The organism is Hyalangium sp. (assembly GCF_045802625.1).
In the GTDB taxonomy this organism is placed as follows: Bacteria; Myxococcota; Myxococcia; order Myxococcales; family Myxococcaceae; genus Hyalangium.
The window spans coordinates 13269-36042 of record NZ_JBJMQP010000108.1 but is presented as its reverse complement, the minus strand read 5'-3'; the positions used below and the strand labels follow the sequence as shown (position 1 = coordinate 36042).

The following is a 22774-nucleotide window of genomic DNA, read 5'->3' as shown; positions in this document are numbered from 1 at the left end:
GAGAGCCCTTTTCAGTTGTCGTGCCAACGTGAGGTTTCCTGGAAGCTCGCGGGGTTATCCGCGCTGGGAGCTCTCGCGGCAGTCCCGCCGCTCCCGCCCGAGTCCACGCACCGAGACGGCGGTGGACGGTGCGGGCTGGCCGCCCGAAAAGTTGCGTCCCCGGCTTCCTGCTCCAGGATTGTCACGCCCTGTCGCACCCAGGAGAGCTTCGGACATGACGCCCGCCCCCAACTCCCACCAGGCTGAGCGCTACCACCCCCGCGTGGAGGCCAACCTCATGGTCAAAGTCGTCCTGCCGGGACGCACCGTGTCCGCCAAGGCACGCGATCTGTCCATGGCCGGCCTCTTCCTCCACGCCCAGCCCGCGGACGTCCTGCGCGAGCTCACCCTCGCCATCCCGCTGCCGGGAGACCGGGAGATCACCGCCACGTGCGCCATCCTCCGCCGCGAGGTGGATGGCGTGGCGCTCGAGTTCGGCACGCTCGACTGGGATGACTTCCTCGCGCTCGCGCGCTACCTGCACCCGCGCCTGCCCTGAGCGGGCCGCGGCTCAGCCGGCCGAGGCCGCCGCGCGCAGCCGATCCACCAGCGCCATGAGCTCGGTGCCTCGGAACGGCTTCTGGATGTAGCCGTCCGCCCCGGCCGCCGTGGCGCTGTCCATGTCCGCCTTCTTCGCCTTCGCGGTCAGCATGTAGAGCGGGACGTTCGCCGTCGACGGATCCTTCTTGAGGATGCGGCACACTGAGACGCCGTCGAGCTGCGGCAGCACCACGTCCATGAGGATGAGCTGGAAGGGGCGGCTCTTGGCGAGCTTCAGCCCCTCGACGCCGTCCGCCGCGCACACCACATCCACCTCGCCATCGCTCAGCATCGAGCTGACCAGCTCGCGGATGACGGGCTCGTCCTCGACGAGCAGGATGTGGAAGGAGGTTTGCGGTTCAGCGGCCATGGGTCTCGACGGCGTTCGAGACTATCCTAGCCGGGACCATTCGCCCATGCCCGCCAGCCTCCATGGGGTTAGAATGCCCGGTAATGGCCGAAAACCTCGAATGTCCCGAGTGTCACGCGCCGATCGCGCCGGATGACTTCCAGTGCGAGCACTGCGAGCTCCTGCTCAACCCGCAGCTGGCCTCGGGCGAGTACGTCATCAGCGACCCGTCCATCATCCGGGCCCTCCTGTCTCCGCCGCAGCGCACCTCGTCGCGGGAGATGCCAGCCATCCCGTCACGCTCCCGGGTCGATGACGCCGTCACGGTGCGCTTTACGGTTCCGCTGGATGAGGACACCGTTCCCTACCTCACGGCGGGGCTTGATATTGCCCTGCAGCCCCTCCATCCGTTCGAGGCCTACGTCGCCTCCTTCATTGATGGCACCCAGACGGTGGCGGCGCTGGCTCGCTCCGCCCGGCTGCCGGAGATCGAGATCAAGGTGGTGCTCAAGGCGCTCTTCGAGCTGGGCCTCGTGGAGTTGCACCGCCAGCCCGCGCCTCCCACTCCAGAGGATGCGCTGCCGCTCCTCAACGGCACGGACTTCCTGGAGGAGGAGGGCTCCCGCGCTCCCGCGCCCGAGACGGCCGCACCTCCGCCGCCTCCGCCTCCGCCCCCTCGCACCGAGCCTCCGCCTCCTCGCAACCCCTTCGCCCTGGTTCCCCCGGTGGCCCGGTCCGCCCCGGCCGGTGCGCCGGGACGGCCTACCGGTCCCGCGACGCCTCCGCCCGTGGCTGCCAAGGCTGCCGCGACGCCGGCTCCCGTCTCGACGCCCGCGCCTGTCAGGCCGCCGTCTCGCTCGACACCCACGGTGGCGCAGCCCCCGGCACCCACCGCTCCTGCCCAAGAGCGGACCGAGGACTTCCTCCAGCGCGTGGTGCGGCTGGAGCGCGAGGGCCAGGTGGACCGAGCCATCGAGCTGCTCAAGCGCGGGCTGGCTCAGTCCTCGGCGCCCGCTCCGCTCTACAACAAGCTCGCGCTCATCCTGGTGAGCCAGCGCAAGGACTACCTGCGGGCCTCGGAGCTGCTCGAGCAAGCCGTGGAGCTCGAGCCGCACAACGCCGTCTTCCAGCAGAACCTGCTCAAGGTGGTGAGCCTCGCCACGAGCGCCCCCGGTGGGCCGCGAAGCAAAAAGCCACGCGGCCTCCTCGATCGCATCACCGGCCGCGGAAGCTGAGCCCACGGCTATGCTGCGTGGGACATGCGTCCCCACGTCGAGCCTCACCCCTCTCATGGCCCGGAGGCCCCTGCGCCGCCCCTGGCCCCGGGGGCGGACACCACCGCCCAGGAGATCGAGCAAACGCTCGCCGAGAGCCGCGCCTCCTCCGAGCAGCGCACCGCGCTCTACCGGGTCTGGGTCGTGGGGGCCGTCAGCGTGCTCGCGCTCTGGCAGACCCTCAAGGGAGAGTCCGCGTTCCCGTTGATCATCTGCTGTGGCTATCTGGGGTACTCGCTGGGGGCGCTGTGGTGGACCCACCGCGGCATGCCGCGCTGGATGGGCGAGACCTCGCTGCTGGTGGATCTGGTCACCATCACGGCCTTCTTCGCCGTGCTCCCGCGCTTCGACCACTCCGGCGAGGCGCCGCGGTGGACGTTGTATGTCCTCCCCTCGCTGATGATGGCCACGCTGCTCAGCAACTTCATGCGCTACTCGGACAGGTTCGCCATCGCCAGCAGCGCGATCGCGGCGGTGCTGTTCCTGGGGGTGATCCACAGGCAGCACGGCTTCCACCCCGCGCAGATCTCCACGGCGGCCATCCTGCTGCTCTCCGGCTTCATCGCCTCCAACAGCGGCTCGCGCGCCCGGCAGAGCCTGGACACCTTCGCCCGCCTGCTGCTCTTGCGCCGGTACCTGCCCAAGCTGGCCGTGGAGCGCGTGCTGGAGGATCCCCACTCCGGCATGGCGCTGGGAGGCCGCTCCGTCACGGTGACGCTGCTGGTGGCGGACCTGCGAGGCTTCACCGCGATGAGCGAGAAGCTCCCGCCCGAGGAGGTGGTGCGCCAGCTCAACACCTACCACGGCAGCATGCTCGAGCAGGTGGAGCGGCATGGCGGCACGCTCGACAAGTTCATTGGGGATGGGGCGCTGGTGGTGTTCGGGCTCGGGGCGCAGGAGGCGCCTGGGACGGATCACGGCGCCAGGGCTGCGCTGGCCTGCGCTCGCGACATGCTGAGCGCACTGGAGCGCCTCAACCGCGATCGCGCGAGTGCGGGCTTGCCGCCGCTGCGGATGGGGATCGGGCTGCACACTGGCCCGGTGGTGGCGGGGAACATCGGCGTGCCCGGCGTGCGGCTGGAGTTCACGGTGATCGGCGACGCCGTCAACACCGCCGCGAGGCTGGAGGGGCTCACCAAGGACGCAGGGGTCCCGGTGCTCCTCTCGGCGGAGACCGTCGCCCGGCTCGATAAACCAGCGCTGCGCGAGCTGCCCGCGATGCGCGTGCGTGGCAAGGACGAGCCGGTGAGGCTCTTCACGCTCCCGGAGTGAGCCCGCGGCGCGTCATGCGGAGGCGCGCAGGCGGCAGGCCATCGGACAGGACGCCTTCCTGGTCAGAACCGCTCCTTCGCAAATTCCGTGCGCAAGCGAAAGCGCGGGGCTAAGACGCGCGCATGCACGTTTACATCTTCCGAGCCGTGGGGCGCGTGTTCGGCGTTCTCGCCAACAATGACGTTTCAAGGCTGCCCACCGTGTACGGGCCATGGACCGCGTTCAAGGAGATCGATCTGCAACGCGGCGTGGCCACACCCGGCCTCAACGTCGACGAATGCCTCGACGATCTCGAGAAGCACGGCATGCATCTCACCGACGCGCACGTCCGCATCACCGAAAAGCACGTTTAGCGCATCCAGAAGCGGCCTCCGGGGTTGCTTGCCCGGACACCGCGGTACGAGAGACCCCGCGAGCCCGCTCAGGGCAGCAGCCCGTCCAGCAGCCGCTCCGCCTCCTCGAGCGAGAAGGCCAGGTAGGGCTCGTGGTGGAACTCCTTGCTCTCCCGCGCGAACTGGACGGCCACCGCCGCGGACTTGCCGACAATGCGCACCGCGCGGCCGTACTTCCGCTCACGCTGGGCCTCCAGCACACGCTTGAGCGCGGCCGCGCCCGCAGGCCCCATGGGCTCCGCCTTGGTCAGGTCCGACACCACGTCGAAGCCCGGCCTCAGCCGATCCATCTCCTTGATCATGGCATCGGCGGCCATGCGCGCCTGATCGCCATCGAGCCGGCCTTCAATCCGGATGAAGAGCCGGTTCTTGCCTACATTGGCATGGATCTCGACGACCACGTCCGGTGACCCCCAGGTGCGAGGATGGCAGGCCCCCCTACTCCTCCCTTCAGTCTACCTGCTTGCGGCGCGTGTCAAGCTGCCTGCTTGCTCAGCGGCCCCTCTCCACCCATGACGCTGCCCGCCAAACGGACGGTATGAACTCCCACTTCCGCGATGGGGGGCTCAGATCTCCGCCACGCCTTCACGCTCCGTCCATCCCTCCAGGCCATTGGGCAGGCGGATGCGCACGTAGCGTCCGGTGTCCTCCAGCAGGCGCACCTTCAGGCCGGCGTGGACCTCGAAGAGCGCCTTGGCATCCCCCTTGGGGAACTCGCGAGCCACCATCGTCTTGGAGAGCACCACCGCCTCGTGCACCGTGCGCTCCACCCACACGTGCGCGGCGAGCAGCGCGCCGGTCGGCAGCGCCACGATGAGCGAGAACGCCGCGAGCACCCCCACCCACGTGCGGTGGCCCGGCTTCAGGAAGCGGAAGAGCAGCAGCAGCAGGAAGCCCGCCGCCCAGGAGGCCAGGAACACCCCGGCGACGGCCACCCCGGGAGTGGCCCGCACCAGGCGCGTGACGAAGTCCTCCTCCACCGCCGCGCCCTCCACCTTGTCCTTCTGCTGCGCGCGGGCGAGCGCGAGGTTGGCCTCCAGGTCCGGCGCGCGGCCCCCTTCCTTCCAGGCTCGCTCCAGCGAGAGCACCGCGTGGCCCAGGTCGCCCTGGGCCAGGTACGTGGTGCCCAGGTTGTAGAGCACGTCCGGCCCACCCTGGCCGTGGGAGAGCAGCTTCTCGTAGCCCTCCTGCGCGGCCTTGTAGTCCTCATGGGTGTAGGCCTCGTTGGCCTGGGTGAAGAGGGCCTGCGCCTCCTCGGGCGTGTAGTAGCTCTGCCCGAGCAGCGTGGCGACGAGGATTCCGGTGAAGGCGCTCACTTCTCCCACCCCTCCATCACGGCCTCGGCCTGGTCGAGGATGCGATTGCGTTCGGACACTTCCGCGCCTCCGCCGAAGCGGCCCATGTCACAGGCCTCCAGCACGAAGAGCACCTGAGAGTGCCGCTCGGGATCGACTCCCGAGGCCGCCATCTTCTCGCCCAGCGCCTCGCGGGTAAGGCCCACCACGGGCGTGTGCAGCTTCGCCTCCAGGAAGCCCATCAGCGCCTTCTCCACCTCGGCGTAGAAGGCGGTGGTGCTGCCCGCGCCGGCCAGCTTCTCCGCCGCGGCCAGCCGCTTGCGCGCCGCCCTCGCCTGCTGCCGGGTGCGGCCCGCCTCGGTCTGCGCGAAGAGCCGCCCGCGCACCTGCCCCAGCAGCATCACCCCGAACAGCAGCCCCACCGGCGCCAGCACCGCGGGCAGGAAGAAGGCTTGCTGCCACAGCGGCGTCGCCGGAGCCATGAAGCGCGCTTGGTATCGCAGCGGACGCAGGCCCCCCGCGCTGAGCACGTTCTTCTGCTCGTTGGCCGAGTCCTGCAGCGGCGCCGGTGCCGGGCCCGTCGAGGCCACCCCGCCCGAGCCCGCCTCCACGGTGACGGTGATGGGGTCGGTGCGCGTCACGTCATACTCGCGGCGGCGCGGGTCGAAGTAGGGGAACTCCAGGGCGGGCAGCGTGAAGGTGCCCGTGCGCTGCGGCATCACCAGGTACTCCTGCACCCGGCGGCCCTGGATCTTGCTCTTGTTGGGCGTGAGCCGATCCGTGGTGCTCGGATCGTAGACCTTGAGCGCCGAGGGCGCCGTCAGCTTGGGGGGCGTGACGTTCTTCACGTTGCCGGTGCCGTCGAGGATGACCTTCACGGTGATGGGCTGGCCCAGCTCCACGCGCGTGGGGGACACATCCATGGACAGCTGCCAGCTGCCCACGTTGGCGTTGGCCATGCCCGGGGGCGCTCCTGGCGGCAGGGGCTTCACCTTCACCTTGAGCCCGTTGGACACGCGGTGCACCCGGTGGCCGGCGAAGAGGAAGCCGGTGGTGATGTCCGCCTCCGCGGGGGTGATGGCCAGCGCGCCCGCCTTCACTGGGAACAGGGCCCGGCGGCGCAGCAGGTAGGCGCGGTAGGGAATCCCGTTGACGACCTTCTGCTCGGCGGAGAGCTGGGTGGGGCTCTCGACGTCCTCGCTCCAGAAGCCCTCCAGCTTCGGCATGGTGACGGCGTCCACGCTGGACAAGTCCACCCGCGAGTAGATGTAGAGCGACAGCGTCGTCTGCTCGCCCACGAACACCTCGTCCCGGTCCAGGCTCGCGCGCAGGAACAAGTCCGAGTCCCCGCGGGGAATGACGGGCTCATCCCCCTCCTCATCCATCTCCGCGAAGGGATCCGCGGTGGGGAAGTTGCGGAACGGATCCGGCAGCGACGGGCGCGTGGCCTGTCCCGGAGGAGGCCCCAGACGGCCGGCCTTCACCGTCATCTCAATGGGCTCGGTGCGGTAGGTTTTTCCGGAGGTGGTGAGCACCGCGGGCGGGAGGGTGAGCCTCCCCGTCCGGGTGGCCCGGAGGATCATCAGGTGCTTGGTGACGTCCTGGATGACCGCGGGCCCGCCGCCCGACAGCTGGATGGAGCGCTGGGTGCTGCGCGAGCTGGAGAGGACCTCGAAGTCCCTCGGCGCCGGCAGCTGCACCTGGGCGGACGGAGGCGCATCCACCACCACCACCGTGAGGCGGAAGGTGTCCTCGGTGCCGACCTCGTTGCGGTCCACCGATTGGTAGAACTCGATGTCTGCCCAGGCTGGCGACGCGGCCAGCAGGGCGAGGCCGGCGAGCAGCGCCGTCCGGCCGCTACCAGTCCTTCTCATTGGGCTTCCTCTGCTTCTTCTTCTGCTGCTGGAAACGCCACAACTGAAGATTCTTCTCGTTCTGCTTCATCGCATCCAGCAGGCGCTCGGCGTCCTGCCGATCGATGTCCTGCGGATTGGTGCCCGCATCCACCTGGGACTCCTCGCGCGCCTCGGTCTGGCTGCCTCCATCTGTCCCGCCATCCTGCCCCTCGCCCTCGCCTTCTCCCGAGCCCGCGTCGGAGCCAGCATCCGAGCCTGCATCCCCCTGGCCCTGCCCCTGCCCGGCATCGCCGCCGCCGTCACTCCCCCCGTCGCCGCCGCCGTCACTGCCTCCATCCCCGCCGCCGTCACGCCCACCGTCACTGCCCCCATCCGAGCCACCATCGCCCTGCTGCCCCGCGTCCGAGCCCCCATCCCCACCATCCGTGCCGCCGTCTTGCGGCCTGCCACCGTCCTGCGGTCTACCCCCATCCTGCCCCGCATCCGGACGGCCGCCATCGGAGCCGCCATCACTGCCGCCATCCACGCCCCCATCCGCCCCGTTCTGCTGCGGCGGAGGCAGGTTGCGCAGCACCACCTCATAGTTGTGGCGGGCCAGCTCATCATTGGGGTCCAGCTTGAGCGCTCGCCGGTAGGCTTGCAGCGCATCTTTGCGCGCACCTGTCGTCGCGTGGATGTTGCCCAGGTTGTACCAAGCCTTCTCCTGCAGGTCCGGCCGGTTGGAGTCGGCGACGCGTTGGAAAGCCGACTTCGCCTCCTCCGCCCGGCCGAGCTGGGCCAGCGCGACGGCGCGGTCGTACTCCACCGCGGGATCGTCCGGCCGCTCCTTCTTCGCCTCCTCGAAGGCCGCGAGCGCATCCTCGTACTTCTTGGCGTCGTACGCCTGGCGGCCCTTGGCCACCAGCGGGTGGTCCACCTCGAGCGGCCCGGCCGCCCACGCCGGGGACGCCAGCCCCCAGACGAGCACCCACGCCAGCCTGCGCATGCCCGGGCCCCGTCTCACGACGGCCTCCTGCGCGAGGAGGGCACCAGCATCATCCCCGCCACCAGCAGCGCCAGGCCCGCGATCGCGTACTCCTGGAAGCGCTCGTCGTAGCGCACCGTGACGCGGCTCTCGAGCTCGCTCTTCTGCATCTTGTCGATGCGCTCCACCACCTGCCCCATGGCCACTCCGCGAGGCTGGTAGAAGAAGGAGCCCCCGGTGGCCTCGGCGATGGCCGTCAGCCCCGCGCGATCCAACCGGGTGATGACCGTCTCCCCGTTGCTGTCCTTCTTGTAGTCCACGAACTCGCCGCGCCGGTTGTAGATGGGGATGGGCTCGCCGCTCTCCGAGCCCACGCCCAGGGCCAGCACCTGCACGTTGCCATCCTTGAGCTGGTCCACCGCCTCGTTCACCTCGCCAAAGAGATCCTCCCCGTCCGAGAGCAGGACGATGACGCGCTCCTTGGCGCCCCGGTCCGCGTTGTCCAGCACCTGCTTGGCCAGCGTGAGCGCCGAGCCGATGTTGCTGCCGCCCTGAGGCATCTGCTCGGGATCCACGGCGCGCAAGAACAGCTTCACCGCCGAGTAGTCCGAGGTGAGCGGCGACTGGATGAAGGCATCGCCCGCGAAGACGACGAGCCCCACGCGATCGCCCTTCAGCTCATCCAGCAGCGTGGTCAGCTCCAGCTTCGCGCGCTCCAGGCGGCTGGGCTGCACGTCCCGCGCGAGCATGGACTTGGAGGCATCCAGCACCACCACCACGTCGATGCCCTTGCGCTTGGTCAGCTCGCTCTTGCTGCCACACTGCGGCTGGGCGAGCGCGAAGCCGAAGAGCAGCAACCCCAGCCCGTACAGGCCGCCTTGCAGCGCCGGGCGCCACTCGGAGACGCCGGGAGCCAGCTTGGGCGCCAGCCGCTCGTTCAACAGCGCGCGCACCCGGGAGCGCCGCCGCAGCGCCAGCACCAGCGCCAGCGCGCCCAGCAGCAACCCCACCGCGCAGAGCACGAGGAAGAGCGGCTGGGCCAGGCCGAGCTGGTAGCCAAGAAGCGTGAAGCGCCAGGGGCCCACGTTCGGAATCACGGGAAGACCCTCAGGAGCGTGGCGCGCATGAGCAGCTCCAGCGCGGCGAGGCCAAAGGCGAGCAGCAGGTACGGGTGATAGTCCTCGCGGTACGTGGCCGAGGCCCCACCCTCCATCAGCTTGGAGCGCTCCAGCGAGTCGAGCACCTTCTGAAGGCCCTGCTTGAGGGTCTCGGGGTCGGTGGCCCGGTAGTACTCGCCGCCGGTGATGGACGCGATGTCCTGCAGCAGCTCGGGGTTGATGGGGATCTCGGTGTCGCGCCAGACGACGTTGCCGAACAGGTCCTGCCCCTGCGGGAACGGCACCTTGCCGCCCTTGCCCACCAGGATGGTGTAGACGGGGATCTTCAGCGACTTGGCCATGTTGGCGGCATCCAGCGGAGAGATCTTCCCCGCGTTGTTGTCGCCGTCCGTAATCAGCACCACCACGCGGCTCTTGGCGTCCGAGTCCCTCAGCCGGTTGAGCGAGGTGGCCAGCGCGTCGCCAATGGCGGTGCCATCCTCCAGCACCCGGGTGCGCAGCTGCTTGATGACCTCGCGGAGCACGCCGTAGTCCAGCGTGAGCGGAGCCTGGGTATAGGCCGCGCCAGCGAACACCACCAGACCGATGCGATCATTGACGCGGTTGGAGATGAAGTCGGAGAGCACCTCCTTGGCGACGAAGAGGCGGTTCTGCGGCCGGAAGTCGCCCGCCTCCATGGAGGTGGACAAGTCCAGCGCGACGACGATGTCGATGCCCTCCACGTTCAGGTCCTTCACGCGAGCGTCGCGGACCTGGGGCCGAGCGATGGCGATGAGGGCCGCCGCCACGGCGACGACTCGGAGCAGGGGCAGCAGCGGCAGCAGGTACGTGCGCAGGCCGCGGCCCTGCTGGGCGAGGATGTGGGCCGCGGAGAAGCGCAGCACGGCGCGGCGGCGGCGCTCGCGCCAGGCCTGGTACAGCAGCACGGGCACCAGCAGGAGCCCCCAGAGCGCCTGGGGGCTATGAAACGCGAGATCCAGGGGCATGGGCGGGGGGAGTGGGAGAAGCGGGAGCGGGCGGAACGTAGGTCTTTTCGACGAGCTCGTAGCCGAAGGCGAGCGACTGGGCGCAGGACTCCGGAGGGGCCTCGGCCTTGGCGTACTTCACCATGTCCGACTCGGAGATGAAGCGCATCAGCTTGTCCTCGGGCAGCCCGGGCGTGCGCAGCTTGCGCAGCGAGGCGATCAGCTCGGGGCTGGTGCACTCGAGGGCCTCGAAGCCGTAGCGCTCACCGAGGTAGCCACGGAGGATCTCCGAGAGCCGGAAGTAGAAGTCCTTCACGCGGCCATGGGCGGGCAGGTCCTCGGCCTTGAGCTTGTCGAGCGCCTCCAGGGTGCGCACGTTGAGCGGCGCCAGCGGCTTGGTGACGACCACCTGGGGACGAGGGCGGCGGATCCACTTCACGAGGCCCCAGCCGATCAGGCCCGCGGCGAGCAGCCCGAGCAGCGCATACACCAGCCGCCAGGAGCGGATGGGGACCTCGGTGGGAGGCTGGAAGTCGAAGAGGTTCGCGCCCTGCTTGTCCGCGTCCTTGGGCAGCGTGGGCAACACCTCCACCTGCATGCCGGGCACCGAGACGGTCTGGTTCACACCCGGAGCGGTGAGCTCGAAGACGAACTCGGGGAGCGTGAGCACACCCAGCTCGAAGGCGGACATCTTGAGCCGGAACGTGGTCACCGAGCCGTTCGGCCCGTCCTGACGCTGGCGGGACTGCTCGATCAGCTCGAACTGCTCCAGCTCCTTGGGGGGCTGCAATTCGAAGCGCTGGTCCTTCGAGTGCGTGAGGATGATCTCGTAGACGAACGGGTCGCCAATGCGCGTCTGTTGCGGCACGACGCGGCCCTTGACGTCCCAGGGCTCCACCTCGGCGGTGCCTCCATCCGGCTGGGGCACCCCACCGTCAAGCACCTTGGGAATGAGCGACTGGGCCTCGGACGCATCGCCACCCTTGGAGCCACCGCAGGCGGCCAGGCCCACCATCAGCAAGAGGAAGCGCAGCCGTCTCATGCCGCCATCCTCCGGGCCCGCGCGCGGAAGAACTGCGCGAGCGCCTTGCCGTGATCATCTCCGGCGCGCAGCTCCACGTGATCCAACTCCAGCTTCTTGAACAGGCGCTGGCGCTCCTGGCGCTGGGCCTGCATGGCGCGAGCGAAGCGGCCTCGAATGCGCGGGTCGCTGGTGTCCACCACGAAGCGCTCGCCCGTCTCGGGGTCCTCCATCTCCACGAGCCCGAGCTTGGGGAACTGCACCTCCATCGGGTCGGCGATGACGACGGGGACCAGGTCGTGCTTGCGCCCCACGAGCCGCAGCGGCTTCTCGTAGTCGCGAGCCATGAAGTCCGAGATGAGGAACGTCACGGCCTTCCGCTTGGCCACCTGGCGCAGATAGGTGAGGCCCGCGCCCAGGTCGGTGCCGCGGCCCTGAGGCTGGAAGGTGAGGATGTCGCTGATGAGCCGCAGCACGTGCGAGCGGCCCTTGCGCGGCGGCACCACCTTCTCCACCCGATCCGAGAAGAGGATGAGCCCCACCCGATCGTTATTGGCGATGGCGCTGAAGGCGATCTGCGCGGCCACCTCGGCGGCGATCTCCGCCTTGCTGCGCTCCTGCGAGCCGAACTCCTTGGAGGCCGACACGTCCACCACCAGCATGACGGTGAGCTCGCGCTCCTCGGTGAAGACCTTGACGTAGGCCTCGTTCATGCGCGCGGTGACGTTCCAGTCGATGATGCGGATCTCATCACCGGCCTGGTACTGGCGCACTTCGGAGAAGGCCATGCCGCGGCCCTTGAAGACCGAGTGGTACTGACCCGCGAGCATGTCCGAGACCACCTTGCGGGTCCGGATCTCCAGCTTGCGGATGCGGCGGATGAGGTCCTTCGGGAGCACGGGGCGCTCGGGGGCTCGGGAGGCTCGGGGTGGACTTACGGCACTTCGACGCGATCGAACACGCGCTGGATGATCTTCTCCGGGCTCAGCTCCTCGGCCTCGGCCTCGTAGGTGACGGAGACGCGGTGGCGGAGCACGTCATAGGCCACGGCCTTCACATCCTCGGGAGTGACGAAGCCGCGGTGGCGCAGGAAGGCGTGCGCGCGAGCCGCCTGGGCCAAGGCAATCGTCGCGCGAGGGCTGGCGCCGAACTGGATGTAGTCGGCCAGATCCTTGAGGCCGTACTTGTTGGGCTCGCGCGTGGCGAACACCACGTTGAGGATGTACTCCTTCACCTTCTCGTCCATGTAGATGGAGTGGACGAGCTCGCGAGCGCGGGTGATGTGCTCGAGCGTAATCACCTTGGAGGCCTTGGGCGCGACGCCGCCGGCCATGCGGTCCATGATGACCTTCTCCTCGTCGCGAGTGGGGTAGCCCACCTTCACCTTGAGCATGAAGCGGTCCACCTGGGCCTCGGGCAGCGGGTAGGTGCCCTCCTGCTCGATGGGGTTCTGGGTGGCCAGCACGAGGAAGGGCGCGGGCAGCACGAACGTCTGATCGCCGATGGTGACTTGCCGCTCGGCCATGGCCTCGAGGAGGGCGGACTGCACCTTGGCGGGGGCGCGGTTGATCTCGTCGGCGAGGACGATGTTGGCGAAGATGGGGCCCTTGCGGACGGTGAAGTTGGCCGCCTGCTGGTTGTAGATCATCGTGCCCACCAGGTCGGCCGGCAGCAGATCCGGCGTGAACTGGATGCGCATGAAGGAGGCGCTCAGGGCGTCCGAGATGGTGCGGACGGTGAGCGTCTTGGCGAGGCCCGGCACGCCCTCCAGGAGGACGTGGCCGTTGCAGAGCAGGCCAATGAGGATGCGCTCGAGCATGTAGCGCTGGCCGACGATGACCTTGCCGGTCTCCTGGTTGAGGATCTCGACGAAGCTACTTTCCTGCTGCACCCTTTCGGTGAGCGCGCGGATGTCCGTGTTCATGTCCCCTCGATGGGCGGCAACAGTCGGAAACGGCCGGCCAGACTAGGTTTTCAGGGCGACCGGCTCAACACCGCAGAACACGGGACATTCCAGTAAGGTGCGCCCGCCACCCTACCGAACCCCCATGCCCGAGCGTCTCCCGCCCTCCACCCCGCCTTATCCCACATCCCGACAGAGCCCCTGGGGGGTGGGTCCGGCGTGAACCCGAACGAGCCCGGGCTGGTGGAGTCCCACATCGTGGCGCAGTTGGCCCCGCTGGTGGAGGCGCGCACGCACCGGCTCCCGAGCGGAGGCTCGCTCCGGGCGCTGGAGGGGGGAGAGGGCCCGCCGGTGGTGCTGCTGCATGGGCGAGGGCACGCGGCGGCCATGTGGTTCTCCTACCTGACGGTGCTGGCGCGAGGGCGAAGGGTGGTGGCGTTGGACCTGCCGGGCTTCGGGCTGTCGTCGCCGACTGAGGGCCGACTGAGCACGGCGGAGGACGGGGTGCGGTTCTTCACGGACCCGGTGGAAGAGCTGCTGCTGGCGATGAAGCTGGGGCCGGTGGCGGTGGTGGGGCACTCGCTGGGAGGGCTGGTGGCGCTGGAGCTGGCGCTGCGAGGGAAGGTGCCGGTGGAGCGGCTGGTGTTGATGGATGCGATGGGATTGGGGCCGGAGATGACGCCCCTGGCCCGAGCCTTCTTCCGCGCCGGGCCAGAGCGGGTGGCGCGGACCTTGGGGCGAAAGCTCTTCGATCGATTGCTGCCGCCGCCGGAGACACCGCTGGGCCGGAGGTTGGGAGCGCTGGGGTACGAGTTGCTGGCGGTGCCTGGGGGTCGCCCGCGTGCGACGAGGGCGTTCGATACCTTGGTACCGCTGATGGGTCGGGTGTTCCACCGGCGAGAGCGGCTGGCCTCGGTGAAGCAGCCAGTACTCCTGGTGTGGGGAGAGAAGGAAGACACCCTGCCCGTGTCATTGGCTGTGGAGGCGGCGAAGCATCTGCCCGAGGTGCGGCTGCTGCGCGTGGTGGCCGGGCATAGCCCTCATCTGGAACGGCCCGAGGTGGTGCTGCCCGCGCTCAAGGCGTTCCTGTACGATGCTCCTGGGGAGCCGAACGGAATAGCCTCCACCCCTAGCGGCGAGTGAAAAGAAAGCTTCCCATGAAGCAGCGTTTGCTCAGCCTCCTCCTTGTCGGATTGGCGTGTTCGTCACCCAAGCCTATCGACCCTGATATCTGGCGCCCCCAGCCAGGACAGGAATCGGATGACACGATCCCTGGCCCGCTCAAGAACTTCGGCCCGTTCGATTCTTTCGCGGATGCGTTGAAGGCCGCTTGCCCGCTGATCCTCTCGAAACCGAATGCCTCCGTTGTTCATCTTCTTGACAGGGATCCCCAACTCGCCGCGCGCATCTCGACTGAATACTGTGCTTGGCTGTACCTCACCCCAGAGAGCAAGTACGAGCTAAGCATGCTCACAGATCTGGCGGATACCGGCAGCGCACTCAACGGGATGACGAACTGCGCGCTCCCGAAGTACGTAGATGACCCTCGATACCCGCCCGGCAGCATCAAATACATCTTCATCCTCCATAACCACCCCTTCGCCAGGGAGATCTCGGAGAAGGACATTTACTTCGCCGCCGCCATGGCTAACGCTCACGAGCTGACAGTGACGACCAAAGACAAGAACGTCTCATTGGCTGTCATCGCGTTCTTTTCAAATTCAAGAGATCCACAGAACCCTACCTGTGATGGCTTCTACCAGTACATCCCAGCGACCCGTGAATTAATGAAATGGACTCACTCCAGAGGCGCCTGGGAAGGAACCAAGTATGGCATCGTCGTCTGGAGAACCTCCTCTCAATTCACCATTCAGAGGGAGTAGCATGACTCCTCGTATGAGCATTCCTGAGAACTCCAGGAATATAGGCAACTTCCCTCTCTTGTTAGCCGCCATTCTCTCGGCCTGTGCATGGTCCACGTCCTCCCCCCGCGTCCCCGTCGAGCATGACCCATCCATCATTTTCCCGCAGTTCTTTGACACCGAGCCCATCATGCTCGACACGCAAGGCACGACCTACGAACTTGACGGCGAGACTCTCAGGGCCTTGACGATTGCGGCCAATGACTATCTGCCCACGCAAAGCCCCGACGATCCCTGTTGGCGCAGGCACGAGGCCCAGCTCTTCCGAGTGATCCGGCGACAGAACATCATCTTCGTCTACATCCACGAAAACTTTACCTATTGCGGCCGCACCTACCCGGTCGCGGATTCAGGCGTCAAATACGCCATCAGCACGGACGGACGGATTCTCCGGCGCATCATCGATGCGCAAGAAGGGGGACTTGTCGGCGCGGCGGCTATCGAGGCTATCGAGAGGAGTGACGCGGGATTCACTGGGGAACCCGGCACCTCTCCTACGTTTGAAGCCCTCTGGAACACTCCCCCAGGTTCAGGTCCCCCAGATGCAGGAGCAGACGGTGGCGTGCCTGCGGGGCCCTTTGGGGACGGTGGCGCGTCGGTGCCTCATTGAGCCGGCCTTCGAGGCCATACCCGCAAATCAAAACACGGACTGACGACATGAAAACAATCAAAGAGATCGCAAACGACTTGAATAAACACGCACCGAAATACGCCATCGGCAATCTTCAAGAAATTAGAAAGCGCATCAAGGGTATGCAGCGCCTGCCGTTAGGCAGCGGGGCAATCTTTCATAACGACACGATTGATCCTAATGGGGATTGGGCATTTCATTATGGCGGGCGATCTGAGCTTCAGTCAAATGGTTCATCTTCTTCGGGAAATACATAAGACACGAGGATTATTCGCCTCATACGGTACTGCGAGCGTTTGATGAGTTGTTGCCGCTTTATCAGTACGTTGAGGGACCGCCTTCTGCCGAACCCCTTCAGAGCGTTGGAGCACAGCCATTCGTTTTCGAACCGGGTACGTTCGAGAGGATTGTGTCAACGAGGTATTCACTGGAACAGCGAACCATCGACGTTAGCCTGCGCCACATGGCAATACAAAGCGCGCTATTTGAGCGACTGTGCGCTGAGAAAGGCCTGGATAATGTCGCGCCTGAGAAATCGAGCGGGGTCGGCACGAGAGTTGACATCGTTGTGCGGGCAGGAGATGAATATTGGTTCTATGAGGTCAAAACGGGAAGCACTGCACGTGCTTGCCTCCGTGAGGCCCTCGGTCAGTTACTCGAGTATTCGTTCTGGCCAGGGGCTCAACGTGCGGCTCGGCTGATCGTGGTTGGTGAACCGCCTCTTGATAGCCAAGCGGCTTCTTACCTCGCAGAGCTTCAAGCTCGCTTCGCACTTCCCATTGAGTACCAGCAGCAAGTGGTCGAATGATGCCTCGCAAGACTGGATAGTCCCGCCACTATCGCTTGGCTCGACAGTCTCTTAGTACCACCCGGTCACATCAGGTGCCCACTGATCCTGATTGTCGCCGTCATGCCCTATTTGACCTGATAACGATGCGCTCCGAGAACCGGTTCATGGCTGCGCGGACTGCGGGAGTTTCACAGGTGGGTACATGGGCAGATAACAGCCTCCCTTGTACTCGTAGCCCTTGGTCTTGCACTTGTCGGCGCGCGCATCGACTTTGATCCAGCAACTGCGCGTGTCCTTCTGGCCCGCCGTCAGTTCGATCTCCACCTCGAATCCCTCTTGGCATGGCGGGAGTTGCTGATCCGGCAAAGGCTTCTTGGGCATATCCAATCCCAGTCCCATGGAGGGTGCTCGGTGGGAAGAGCTGATGTTGGCAACCAGCGGCCCTGCATCTCCCACCGCCACCACGCATCCATCCTCCGAATCCGAGTGACGCCCCTCCTGAGCAGCCCCCGGCCATTGCCAACTCGGAAGAGTCCGCCACCACGCGACGACTGCGAGGAACATGCCCACCATCGCAGCGAGGGGCACCAGTACCGTCCACACCCTGCCTCTCCTTGGTGAATGAGCACGCTGCTTGCCGGAAGAAGGCTCGATCTTGCGTGCGGCGATGGGAGCATCTGCTCTCAGGCTCGCGGAGTTCGCGGCACGTTCGAGCGCTTGCGCAAGTTCCCCCGCGCTCCCGCGGGCCTCGGGCGCGTCCGACAGCATGCGCAGGATCAGTGCATCCAGTTCCGGGGACACCGAGGCCAGTGCACTTGGAGGCTCCAACAGTGGCGGAGGAGGAACACGCGTCGGATCCGTTTCCCACTCCAGATCCACTCGACACGGCGGGCGCGTCCCCGTCACCAGGATGTAGGCCGTCACTCCCAGCGCGTACACGTCGTCCGCCGGGCCGGGCTTGTAGTGGGCTCCAGGCTCATGGCGGTGCTTCCACTCGAAACGCACTGCCTGCGGGCTGCGGTACTCGGACGTGCCCGGGGGAAGCAGCTCGTGGGTGAGCGTGCGCGCGCCCTTGAAGTCCCCGGCCCCGAAGTCCATCAGGAAGGCGCGGCCCTCGGCGCTCACCAGCACGTTCTCTCCCTTGACGTCGCGGTGCACGCAGTCGGCTCGGTGGGTGGCATCCAACGCCCACGCCAGATCCGCCAACACTCGCAGCACCTGACGGGAGGAGGGCTTGCGCTCCTCAGCCCACTCGTACAACGGCACGCCTTCGATCCGCTCCATCACGAGGAACGGAAAGGCGACGCCGCTCGGATGGGTCCACCAGCCATGGTCGTGCAGCCGTGGCACCCGCGGATGGCGGATGCGCGAGAGCAGCTCCACCTCTCGCGCGAAGCGTGGATCCTGGGGCCAGGTGGCCAGCTTCAACGCGAAGGGCCCGGCGGCTCCCGGCTCGACCCGCTCGGTGCTGTAGACGGTGGCGTAGGCGCCTCGGCCGAGCACCTCCCCCACGCGCCAGTGCCCCACCTGCGTGCCTGGAGGAAGCGCGCCCGTCACCACCTGCATCATCGGGTCGACCATGGAACGGATCCTGCGCAACGGGAGAGGCTCTCTTCTACCCGACTCCCTCGGGCCTCGGGAGCCCCGACCAGCACGGTCGCGACAGAGCCTGACAACCTGTTGGGTCAGACCCCTCCCCTATGTTGCCGCGCCATGGCTTCCATGCTCCATGAGGGGCTCCTGCTCCTGTTCCGCAACCGTCCCACGCTGGCGCCCGAGTTGCTGCAAGACGCGCTCGGCCTGACGCTGCCGGCCTGGTCCGAGGCTCGGGTGGAGTCCGCCGAGCTCACCGAAGTGGTCCCCACCGAGTACCGGGCGGACCTCGTGGTGCTGCTGTTGGAGGGCCAGCCCGTCTTCGCCATCGTGGTGGAGGTGCAGTTGGCGCGGGACGAAGACAAGCGGAAGACATGGCCGCTGTACCTCACCAGCCTTCGCTCGCGAGTCGGCTGTCCCACCGCGTTGCTGGTACTCGCACCGGATGTGGCGGTGGCTCGCTGGTGCGCACAGCCCATCGAGTTGGGCCACCCCGGTTTCATGCTCCAGCCGCTGGTGGCGGGGCCGGGTGCCATCCCCGTCATCACGGACGAGCAGGCGGCCCGCAGGGACCCGGAGCTGGCCGTGTTATCCGCCATGGCTCATGGGCAGGAGGAAGTTGGACAGGCCATCGCCCAGTCGGTGATGGGAGCCGTGGCGGGGCTTGAAGCCGAACGTGTCCGCCTTTACGTTGACCTGGCCCTGTCCTCGCTGAGCGAGGCGGCCCGTAACGCCCTGGAGGCCCTGATGCAGCGTGGCACTTACGAGTACCAGAGCAACTTCGCCCGGAAGTACGTAGCGCAGGGGCGCCAGGAGGGACTCCAAGAGGGGCTCCAAGAGGGGCTCCAGAAGGGGCGCCAGGAGGGGCGCCAGGAGGGGCGCCAGGAGGGGGAGCTATCAGCCCTGCTCGAGGTGCTCGACGCCCGAGGCCTTGAGGTGGATGCCACGGCACGCCAGCGAATCCTGGCTTGCTCGGATCTGGCGCAGCTCAAGGTCTGGCTGCGCAGGGCGGTGACGGTGGAGTCGGTACACGAACTCTTCGAGAGTGCTCCCGCGCCTGCCGCCCGCAAGGCAGGCAAACCCAGCCGGCGCGGCACGAAAGCCTCCAAGTCCCGCTCCAAGCGGTGACCGTCCTCCCCCCTGAGCTGATGGTCCGATTCCTGCAGAACCGGTGAGTGCTCGCTCGTACCCTACCCCCAGGGTCACCGAGCAAACCGGAGGAGATCATGGCTCAGTGGATCCCCATCAATCTCGATGTCGAGGCAGAGTCGTTCGTCCTTCCTCTCATTGATTTCGCGGACAAGGGCGAGCTCGCTCCGCTCCCCCCCACTCCGCTCGCCAAGGAGCTCACCGACGCTGTCTCCGGTGCGATCAATGAGACCGTGGACTCGTCCTTCTCCGTCGGCCTCTTCGGCATGGCCGACACCAGCGGGCAGGGCAGCTTCGAGACCCGCTCCTGGGACTTCGTCAACAGCCAGGACACCAGCGCTCAGGCCAACGGCTCCGTCGGATACACCCTGCGCTGGGGCGTCGGCTTCCGCGTCCACGTCCAGAACAGCAAGTTCGACAACAAGGTGCAGCTCACCGACCGCATGCCCATTGCCTGGGCCTCGGAGCTCGGCCTCAGCCAGGTCTCTTACGCCATCGAGATGTTCGGCATCTCCGAGCCCGCCGCCCTCTCGTGGATGCCTACCCCTGGGGTCTTCGATGCGCAGACTGTCCTCGGCATGGACACCAACATCCGCGGCACCGTCTCCAGTACGCTCGTTGCGTCCAATCCGGACGCGAAGATCCGCCCCGTCCCCCTCGCCCTCAAGTTCCAGGATCCCTATGCCCGCCTCGCCGTGAACAAGGCCCTCTCCGTCGCCTTCGCGGCCAACCACATCGTCGCCAACGTCTCGAAGGAGAACGCCCTGGTGAAGGCCCGCTCCAGGGGCGAGCGCATCCTCGAGGCCGAGGTCGCCCGTATCTATGATCTCTGGCAGGCCACCGGCGGCCCGTCCTCGGACGCGTTCAAGCTCGCCAGCCGCACCGCCAAATCGTGGCTCGCGGACGAGGACTCCCAGGCCCAGCTCTCCCAGGTGATCAGCCGCCGCCATGAGCTGCAGCCGACGGCCTCCTCCCCCGTCGCCGGCAACTCCGCCAGCCCCCTGTACGATCGGATCCTGCTCCGCTCGCAGTCCGTGTCCTCCACCACCTCGCAGAAGCTCGGGTACGGGGACATCGCCTCGGGCAGCGCCACGGGGGACACCTCCAAGCTCGTCTACGAGCTGTTCCTCCGCAAGGCGCTCCAGGGCACCCGCCTCCAGGATGGCATCTCCCGCATGCGCGGCGAGTTCGCCGGGTTCCGCCTGATCGCCTCGCTCGAGCACGTGGACTCGAAGATGTCGTGCAACTTCGGAGCCGTGTCCGCCGCCTCCTCGCTCGGGCTGGCGCGCGCCACCTTCAGCCTGCAGAGCTGGGGGCTGGATCCCCAGGTCACCGCGGGCGTGCTCCAGAAGAGCGCGTTCAGCGAGTCCGATTTCCCCTCGGTCAAGGCCGCCCTCGCCGAGGCCAAGGCGAAGCTCGGCGCGAACCCCTCGCTCCTTCGTCCCGAGGTGACGGAGTTCGTGGCCGGCACCGACTACGTGGAGCACAGCCTCCCCGGCGCGCGGCTCATCTACCTGGCGCTGAAGCAGCTCAAGAAGGGCCGCAAGCCCCAGGATGCCCAGGCGTTCGCCCTCAAGCTCGGCTTCGAGAAGTCGCACCTGGGCGCCGTGTACGACTACTTCTGGGATGACATGCGCCCCTCCGCCAATCCACCCGACGAGGTGCAGGAAGACGCCGAGCGACTCCTGGAGTTGGCCGAGGTGAAGAGCTAGCGCGGCGCCCCGGACTGCGGGATCCGCACTGCGGACTGCGGCTTCCGCAGCCTCCCTCCCGCGCCTGCGGAACCGGCAGGCGCGTGGGTCCGGAGCACTCCCCCCGGGGCCCGCTCTCGTGAGTCCCGGACGCGCCCATCTGTCCGCCCGCTGGAACAAGCCTTGCTCACTGACAGGTGAGCACCCCACTCGCCCCCGCCTCCAATGAGGAATCATCCATGAAGACACTGCAAGCGCAGAGCACCAACGAGGGCCTCACCGTGAAGGTCTACGGTGGAGACCGCAGCGCGCTGCTCTCCTTCGATGTCGAGCCGCACCTGACCTCGAACCTCACCGGCTTCGCCGTCAAGGTCACCACGCCGAGCGGGCAGTCCGCGTACCTGCCCAACCGGCTCAGCTATGACGAGGGGCTGCACAGCCAGTCCTCCGCCCAGGAGGGCACATACACGCCCTCCAACGAGGCCCCCTTCCAGAAGTTCCGCTGGTTCCACGCGCCCGTCGAAGTGGAGCCCGGCGACTACCGCTACGAAGTCACCGCCATGTACCTGCGCCCGGGACAGGACAAGCCGGAGCCCGGCCCGTCCACCTTCGTGGATATCGACATTCAACCCGAGCCCAGCCCCATGCAGCTCGGCTTCACCCGTGGGTATATGTCCTCCCAGGTGTACTCGGAGAAGTGGGGCAAGGATCTGGCGTTTGGCCCGATGCCCAAGTCGCTCGACTACGACTATGAGCCGTATCAGGAGAAGTACACCTGGCTCGGGTTCCACGCGCGCAAGCTGATGATCGACTTCGTGGAGGCCTGCGTGAAGGATCCCCGCTCCACGCTCGATCTCTTCGCCTACGACATCGACGAGCCGTACATCGTCCGCCAGCTGCAGGCCATGAAGAGCCGGCTGCGCGCGGTGCTCGACAACGCGCCCCTGCACACCAAGCCGGGCGCCATGGAGATCGAGGTCCTCCAGCGCCTCAAGGCCTCCGCCGGAGAGGCCAACGTGGTCAGCGGCTGCTTCAAGCGCTTCGCCCACAACAAGGTCCTCATCCGCAAGGTGGACGGGAAGCCGCACAGCGTGCTCACCGGCTCGGCCAACTTCTCCCTGCGCGGCCTGTATGTGCAGGCCAACTCCGTCCTGTTCTTCGAGGATCCGGACGTCGCGGCCAGGTACGAGGAGGCGTTCGAGGCCGCCTTCTCCAACATGAAGGGCTTCGCCAAGGCGCCCATCTCCCAGCAGTGGTTCGACTTCCAGAAGCCGGGCCTGCCGCGCTTCAGCGTGGCGTTCTCGCCACACTCGCAGGCGAGCATCTCCCTGGACCGCGTGAGCCAGGCCATCGCCGATGCGAAGAGCTCCGTCATCTACGCGGTGATGGAGCTGGACGGCTCCGGCAAGGTGCTCGAGGAGCTGCGGGGGCTGCCCAGCAAGTCCAACCTGTTCAGCTACGGCGTGACGCAGCACTCCAAGGGCCTGTCGCTCTACCGGCCGGGGGAGAAGAACGGCGTGCTGGTGGACTTCGAGTGCCTCAAGGGCCATGTCCCGCCTCCCTTCCAGGAGGAGTGGAGCGGCGGCATGGGCCAGGTCATCCACCACAAGTTCGCCGTGGTGGACTTCAATGATGGGACGCCCGTGGTGTTCGCCGGCTCGTCGAACCTGGCCCAGGGGGGCGAGGAGGCCAACGGCGACAACCTGCTGGCCATCTACGATCGCGCCCTCGTCCAGGCCTACGCGGTGGAGGGCATCCGCCTGGTGGACCACTACGAGTTCCGCGACTCGATCCAGAACGCGACCGAGGCGCAGCCGCTGGTCCTCCAGGGGGCGACGCCTGCGAAGGGCACGGCGCCCTGGTACCAGCGCTTCTACGATCCCCAGGACATCTCCTACATCGAGCGCACCCTCTTCATCCGCTGAGTGTCAACTCCCGGATCGGCCAACCCCCTGAACTCAGGGGGTACTTGGCTTCCAAAATAATTAGGCCCCAAACCATTGAGTTGCG

The 22774-nt window shown here is 67.1% G+C and carries 22 protein-coding genes; 11 read left to right on the top strand and 11 right to left on the bottom strand.

Annotated features, from left to right (window positions below):
- The first annotated feature begins 214 nt into the window (after positions 1-214).
- Positions 215-538: a PilZ domain-containing protein gene (locus ACJ8AT_RS19150; protein ID WP_407739205.1), complete on the top strand. Its 324-nt coding sequence runs from the start codon at positions 215-217 to the stop codon at positions 536-538.
- 12 nt (positions 539-550) lie between these two features.
- On the opposite strand, the gene ACJ8AT_RS19145 is transcribed toward ACJ8AT_RS19150, so the two are convergent.
- Entirely contained in the window at positions 551-949 is a 399-nt protein-coding gene (locus ACJ8AT_RS19145) for a response regulator (protein ID WP_407739204.1), read from the bottom strand.
- A gap of 83 nt (positions 950-1032) precedes the next feature.
- Here ACJ8AT_RS19145 and ACJ8AT_RS19140 point away from each other — a divergent pair, with 83 nt between their 5' ends.
- From ACJ8AT_RS19140 to ACJ8AT_RS19130, 3 genes are all read left to right on the top strand, one after another.
- On the top strand, positions 1033-2163 hold the full coding sequence (locus ACJ8AT_RS19140; RefSeq protein WP_407739203.1) for a tetratricopeptide repeat protein: 1131 nt from the start codon (positions 1033-1035) through the stop codon (positions 2161-2163).
- A 24-nt stretch (positions 2164-2187) separates the two neighbouring features.
- Positions 2188-3474, top strand: coding sequence for an adenylate/guanylate cyclase domain-containing protein (locus ACJ8AT_RS19135; protein WP_407739202.1), 1287 nt, complete (start codon positions 2188-2190; stop codon positions 3472-3474).
- Positions 3475-3596: 122 nt separating this feature from the next.
- Positions 3597-3827, top strand: a complete 231-nt coding sequence (locus ACJ8AT_RS19130) for a hypothetical protein (protein ID WP_407739201.1) — start codon at positions 3597-3599, stop codon at positions 3825-3827.
- 68 nt (positions 3828-3895) lie between these two features.
- Here the strand turns inward: ACJ8AT_RS19130 and ACJ8AT_RS19125 are convergent, their stop codons facing one another.
- The 9 genes from ACJ8AT_RS19125 to ACJ8AT_RS19085 form a co-directional block, all read right to left on the bottom strand.
- Positions 3896-4267 (bottom strand): hypothetical protein, encoded by a 372-nt coding sequence (locus ACJ8AT_RS19125; RefSeq protein WP_407739200.1) that lies wholly within the window; start codon positions 4265-4267, stop codon positions 3896-3898.
- A gap of 165 nt (positions 4268-4432) precedes the next feature.
- Complete coding sequence (locus ACJ8AT_RS19120) at positions 4433-5182, bottom strand: SH3 domain-containing protein (protein WP_407739199.1); 750 nt, start codon at positions 5180-5182, stop codon at positions 4433-4435.
- Positions 5179-7035, bottom strand: coding sequence for a BatD family protein (locus tag ACJ8AT_RS19115; protein WP_407739198.1), 1857 nt, complete (start codon positions 7033-7035; stop codon positions 5179-5181). Before ACJ8AT_RS19115 ends, ACJ8AT_RS19120 begins: the two co-directional genes overlap by 4 nt.
- Complete coding sequence (locus tag ACJ8AT_RS19110) at positions 7019-8002, bottom strand: tetratricopeptide repeat protein (protein WP_407739431.1); 984 nt, start codon at positions 8000-8002, stop codon at positions 7019-7021. Before ACJ8AT_RS19110 ends, ACJ8AT_RS19115 begins: the two co-directional genes overlap by 17 nt.
- 14 nt (positions 8003-8016) lie before the next feature.
- Positions 8017-9075 carry a VWA domain-containing protein gene (locus ACJ8AT_RS19105; RefSeq protein ID WP_407739430.1) on the bottom strand — a complete coding sequence of 353 codons (1059 nt, stop codon included), beginning with the start codon at positions 9073-9075 and terminating at the stop codon, positions 8017-8019.
- Positions 9075-10085: a vWA domain-containing protein gene (locus tag ACJ8AT_RS19100; RefSeq protein WP_407739197.1), complete on the bottom strand. Its 1011-nt coding sequence runs from the start codon at positions 10083-10085 to the stop codon at positions 9075-9077. The genes ACJ8AT_RS19105 and ACJ8AT_RS19100 overlap by 1 nt, the downstream gene beginning before the upstream one ends.
- Positions 10060-11106, bottom strand: coding sequence for a hypothetical protein (locus ACJ8AT_RS19095; protein WP_407739196.1), 1047 nt, complete (start codon positions 11104-11106; stop codon positions 10060-10062). Before ACJ8AT_RS19095 ends, ACJ8AT_RS19100 begins: the two co-directional genes overlap by 26 nt.
- On the bottom strand, positions 11103-11984 hold the full coding sequence (locus ACJ8AT_RS19090; RefSeq protein WP_407739195.1) for a DUF58 domain-containing protein: 882 nt from the start codon (positions 11982-11984) through the stop codon (positions 11103-11105). Before ACJ8AT_RS19090 ends, ACJ8AT_RS19095 begins: the two co-directional genes overlap by 4 nt.
- 35 nt (positions 11985-12019) lie before the next feature.
- Positions 12020-13009: an AAA family ATPase gene (locus ACJ8AT_RS19085; protein ID WP_407739194.1), complete on the bottom strand. Its 990-nt coding sequence runs from the start codon at positions 13007-13009 to the stop codon at positions 12020-12022.
- Between the two features lie 198 nt (positions 13010-13207).
- On the opposite strand from ACJ8AT_RS19085, the gene ACJ8AT_RS19080 reads away from it, so the two are divergent.
- From ACJ8AT_RS19080 to ACJ8AT_RS19065, 4 genes are read left to right on the top strand one after another with little or no spacing between them, the layout of a single operon-like run.
- Complete coding sequence (locus tag ACJ8AT_RS19080; RefSeq protein WP_407739193.1) at positions 13208-14131, top strand: alpha/beta fold hydrolase; 924 nt, start codon at positions 13208-13210, stop codon at positions 14129-14131.
- 14 nt (positions 14132-14145) lie between these two features.
- The gene (locus tag ACJ8AT_RS19075) at positions 14146-14871 is read left to right on the top strand and encodes a hypothetical protein (RefSeq protein ID WP_407739192.1); all 726 of its coding nucleotides are present in this window, start codon (positions 14146-14148) and stop codon (positions 14869-14871) included.
- Between the two features lie 13 nt (positions 14872-14884).
- The gene (locus ACJ8AT_RS19070) at positions 14885-15520 is read left to right on the top strand and encodes a hypothetical protein (RefSeq protein WP_407739191.1); all 636 of its coding nucleotides are present in this window, start codon (positions 14885-14887) and stop codon (positions 15518-15520) included.
- A gap of 47 nt (positions 15521-15567) precedes the next feature.
- Positions 15568-15798, top strand: coding sequence for a hypothetical protein (locus tag ACJ8AT_RS19065; protein WP_407739190.1), 231 nt, complete (start codon positions 15568-15570; stop codon positions 15796-15798).
- A gap of 695 nt (positions 15799-16493) precedes the next feature.
- On the opposite strand, the gene ACJ8AT_RS19060 is transcribed toward ACJ8AT_RS19065, so the two are convergent.
- Positions 16494-17912, bottom strand: coding sequence for a serine/threonine protein kinase (locus tag ACJ8AT_RS19060; protein WP_407739189.1), 1419 nt, complete (start codon positions 17910-17912; stop codon positions 16494-16496).
- Positions 17913-18044: 132 nt separating this feature from the next.
- Between ACJ8AT_RS19060 and ACJ8AT_RS19055 the strand changes: the two genes are divergently transcribed.
- The 3 genes from ACJ8AT_RS19055 (at position 18045) to ACJ8AT_RS19045 (ending at position 22689) form a co-directional block, all read left to right on the top strand.
- Positions 18045-19052 (top strand): hypothetical protein, encoded by a 1008-nt coding sequence (locus ACJ8AT_RS19055; RefSeq protein ID WP_407739188.1) that lies wholly within the window; start codon positions 18045-18047, stop codon positions 19050-19052.
- A gap of 98 nt (positions 19053-19150) precedes the next feature.
- The gene (locus ACJ8AT_RS19050) at positions 19151-20785 is read left to right on the top strand and encodes a hypothetical protein (RefSeq protein ID WP_407739187.1); all 1635 of its coding nucleotides are present in this window, start codon (positions 19151-19153) and stop codon (positions 20783-20785) included.
- A 218-nt stretch (positions 20786-21003) separates the two neighbouring features.
- The gene (locus ACJ8AT_RS19045; RefSeq protein ID WP_407739186.1) at positions 21004-22689 is read left to right on the top strand and encodes a phospholipase D-like domain-containing protein; all 1686 of its coding nucleotides are present in this window, start codon (positions 21004-21006) and stop codon (positions 22687-22689) included.
- The last annotated feature ends 85 nt before the right edge of the window (positions 22690-22774 follow it).

Excerpts from the sequence above, each read along its gene's own strand:
- ACJ8AT_RS19150 (WP_407739205.1), top strand. The coding sequence starts at position 215 with ATGACGCCCGCCCCCAACTCCCACCAGGCTGAGCGCTACCACCCCCGC.
- ACJ8AT_RS19145 (WP_407739204.1), bottom strand. The coding sequence starts at position 949 with ATGGCCGCTGAACCGCAAACCTCCTTCCACATCCTGCTCGTCGAGGAC.
- ACJ8AT_RS19140 (WP_407739203.1), top strand. The coding sequence starts at position 1,033 with ATGGCCGAAAACCTCGAATGTCCCGAGTGTCACGCGCCGATCGCGCCG.
- ACJ8AT_RS19135 (WP_407739202.1), top strand. The coding sequence starts at position 2,188 with ATGCGTCCCCACGTCGAGCCTCACCCCTCTCATGGCCCGGAGGCCCCT.
- ACJ8AT_RS19130 (WP_407739201.1), top strand. The coding sequence starts at position 3,597 with ATGCACGTTTACATCTTCCGAGCCGTGGGGCGCGTGTTCGGCGTTCTC.
- ACJ8AT_RS19115 (WP_407739198.1), bottom strand. The coding sequence starts at position 7,035 with ATGAGAAGGACTGGTAGCGGCCGGACGGCGCTGCTCGCCGGCCTCGCC.
- ACJ8AT_RS19110 (WP_407739431.1), bottom strand. The coding sequence starts at position 8,002 with ATGCGCAGGCTGGCGTGGGTGCTCGTCTGGGGGCTGGCGTCCCCGGCG.
- ACJ8AT_RS19100 (WP_407739197.1), bottom strand. The coding sequence starts at position 10,085 with ATGCCCCTGGATCTCGCGTTTCATAGCCCCCAGGCGCTCTGGGGGCTC.
- ACJ8AT_RS19095 (WP_407739196.1), bottom strand. The coding sequence starts at position 11,106 with ATGAGACGGCTGCGCTTCCTCTTGCTGATGGTGGGCCTGGCCGCCTGC.
- ACJ8AT_RS19085 (WP_407739194.1), bottom strand. The coding sequence starts at position 13,009 with ATGAACACGGACATCCGCGCGCTCACCGAAAGGGTGCAGCAGGAAAGT.
- ACJ8AT_RS19075 (WP_407739192.1), top strand. The coding sequence starts at position 14,146 with ATGAAGCAGCGTTTGCTCAGCCTCCTCCTTGTCGGATTGGCGTGTTCG.
- ACJ8AT_RS19070 (WP_407739191.1), top strand. The coding sequence starts at position 14,885 with ATGAGCATTCCTGAGAACTCCAGGAATATAGGCAACTTCCCTCTCTTG.
- ACJ8AT_RS19065 (WP_407739190.1), top strand. The coding sequence starts at position 15,568 with ATGAAAACAATCAAAGAGATCGCAAACGACTTGAATAAACACGCACCG.
- ACJ8AT_RS19060 (WP_407739189.1), bottom strand. The coding sequence starts at position 17,912 with ATGGTCGACCCGATGATGCAGGTGGTGACGGGCGCGCTTCCTCCAGGC.
- ACJ8AT_RS19055 (WP_407739188.1), top strand. The coding sequence starts at position 18,045 with ATGGCTTCCATGCTCCATGAGGGGCTCCTGCTCCTGTTCCGCAACCGT.
- ACJ8AT_RS19050 (WP_407739187.1), top strand. The coding sequence starts at position 19,151 with ATGGCTCAGTGGATCCCCATCAATCTCGATGTCGAGGCAGAGTCGTTC.
- ACJ8AT_RS19045 (WP_407739186.1), top strand. The coding sequence starts at position 21,004 with ATGAAGACACTGCAAGCGCAGAGCACCAACGAGGGCCTCACCGTGAAG.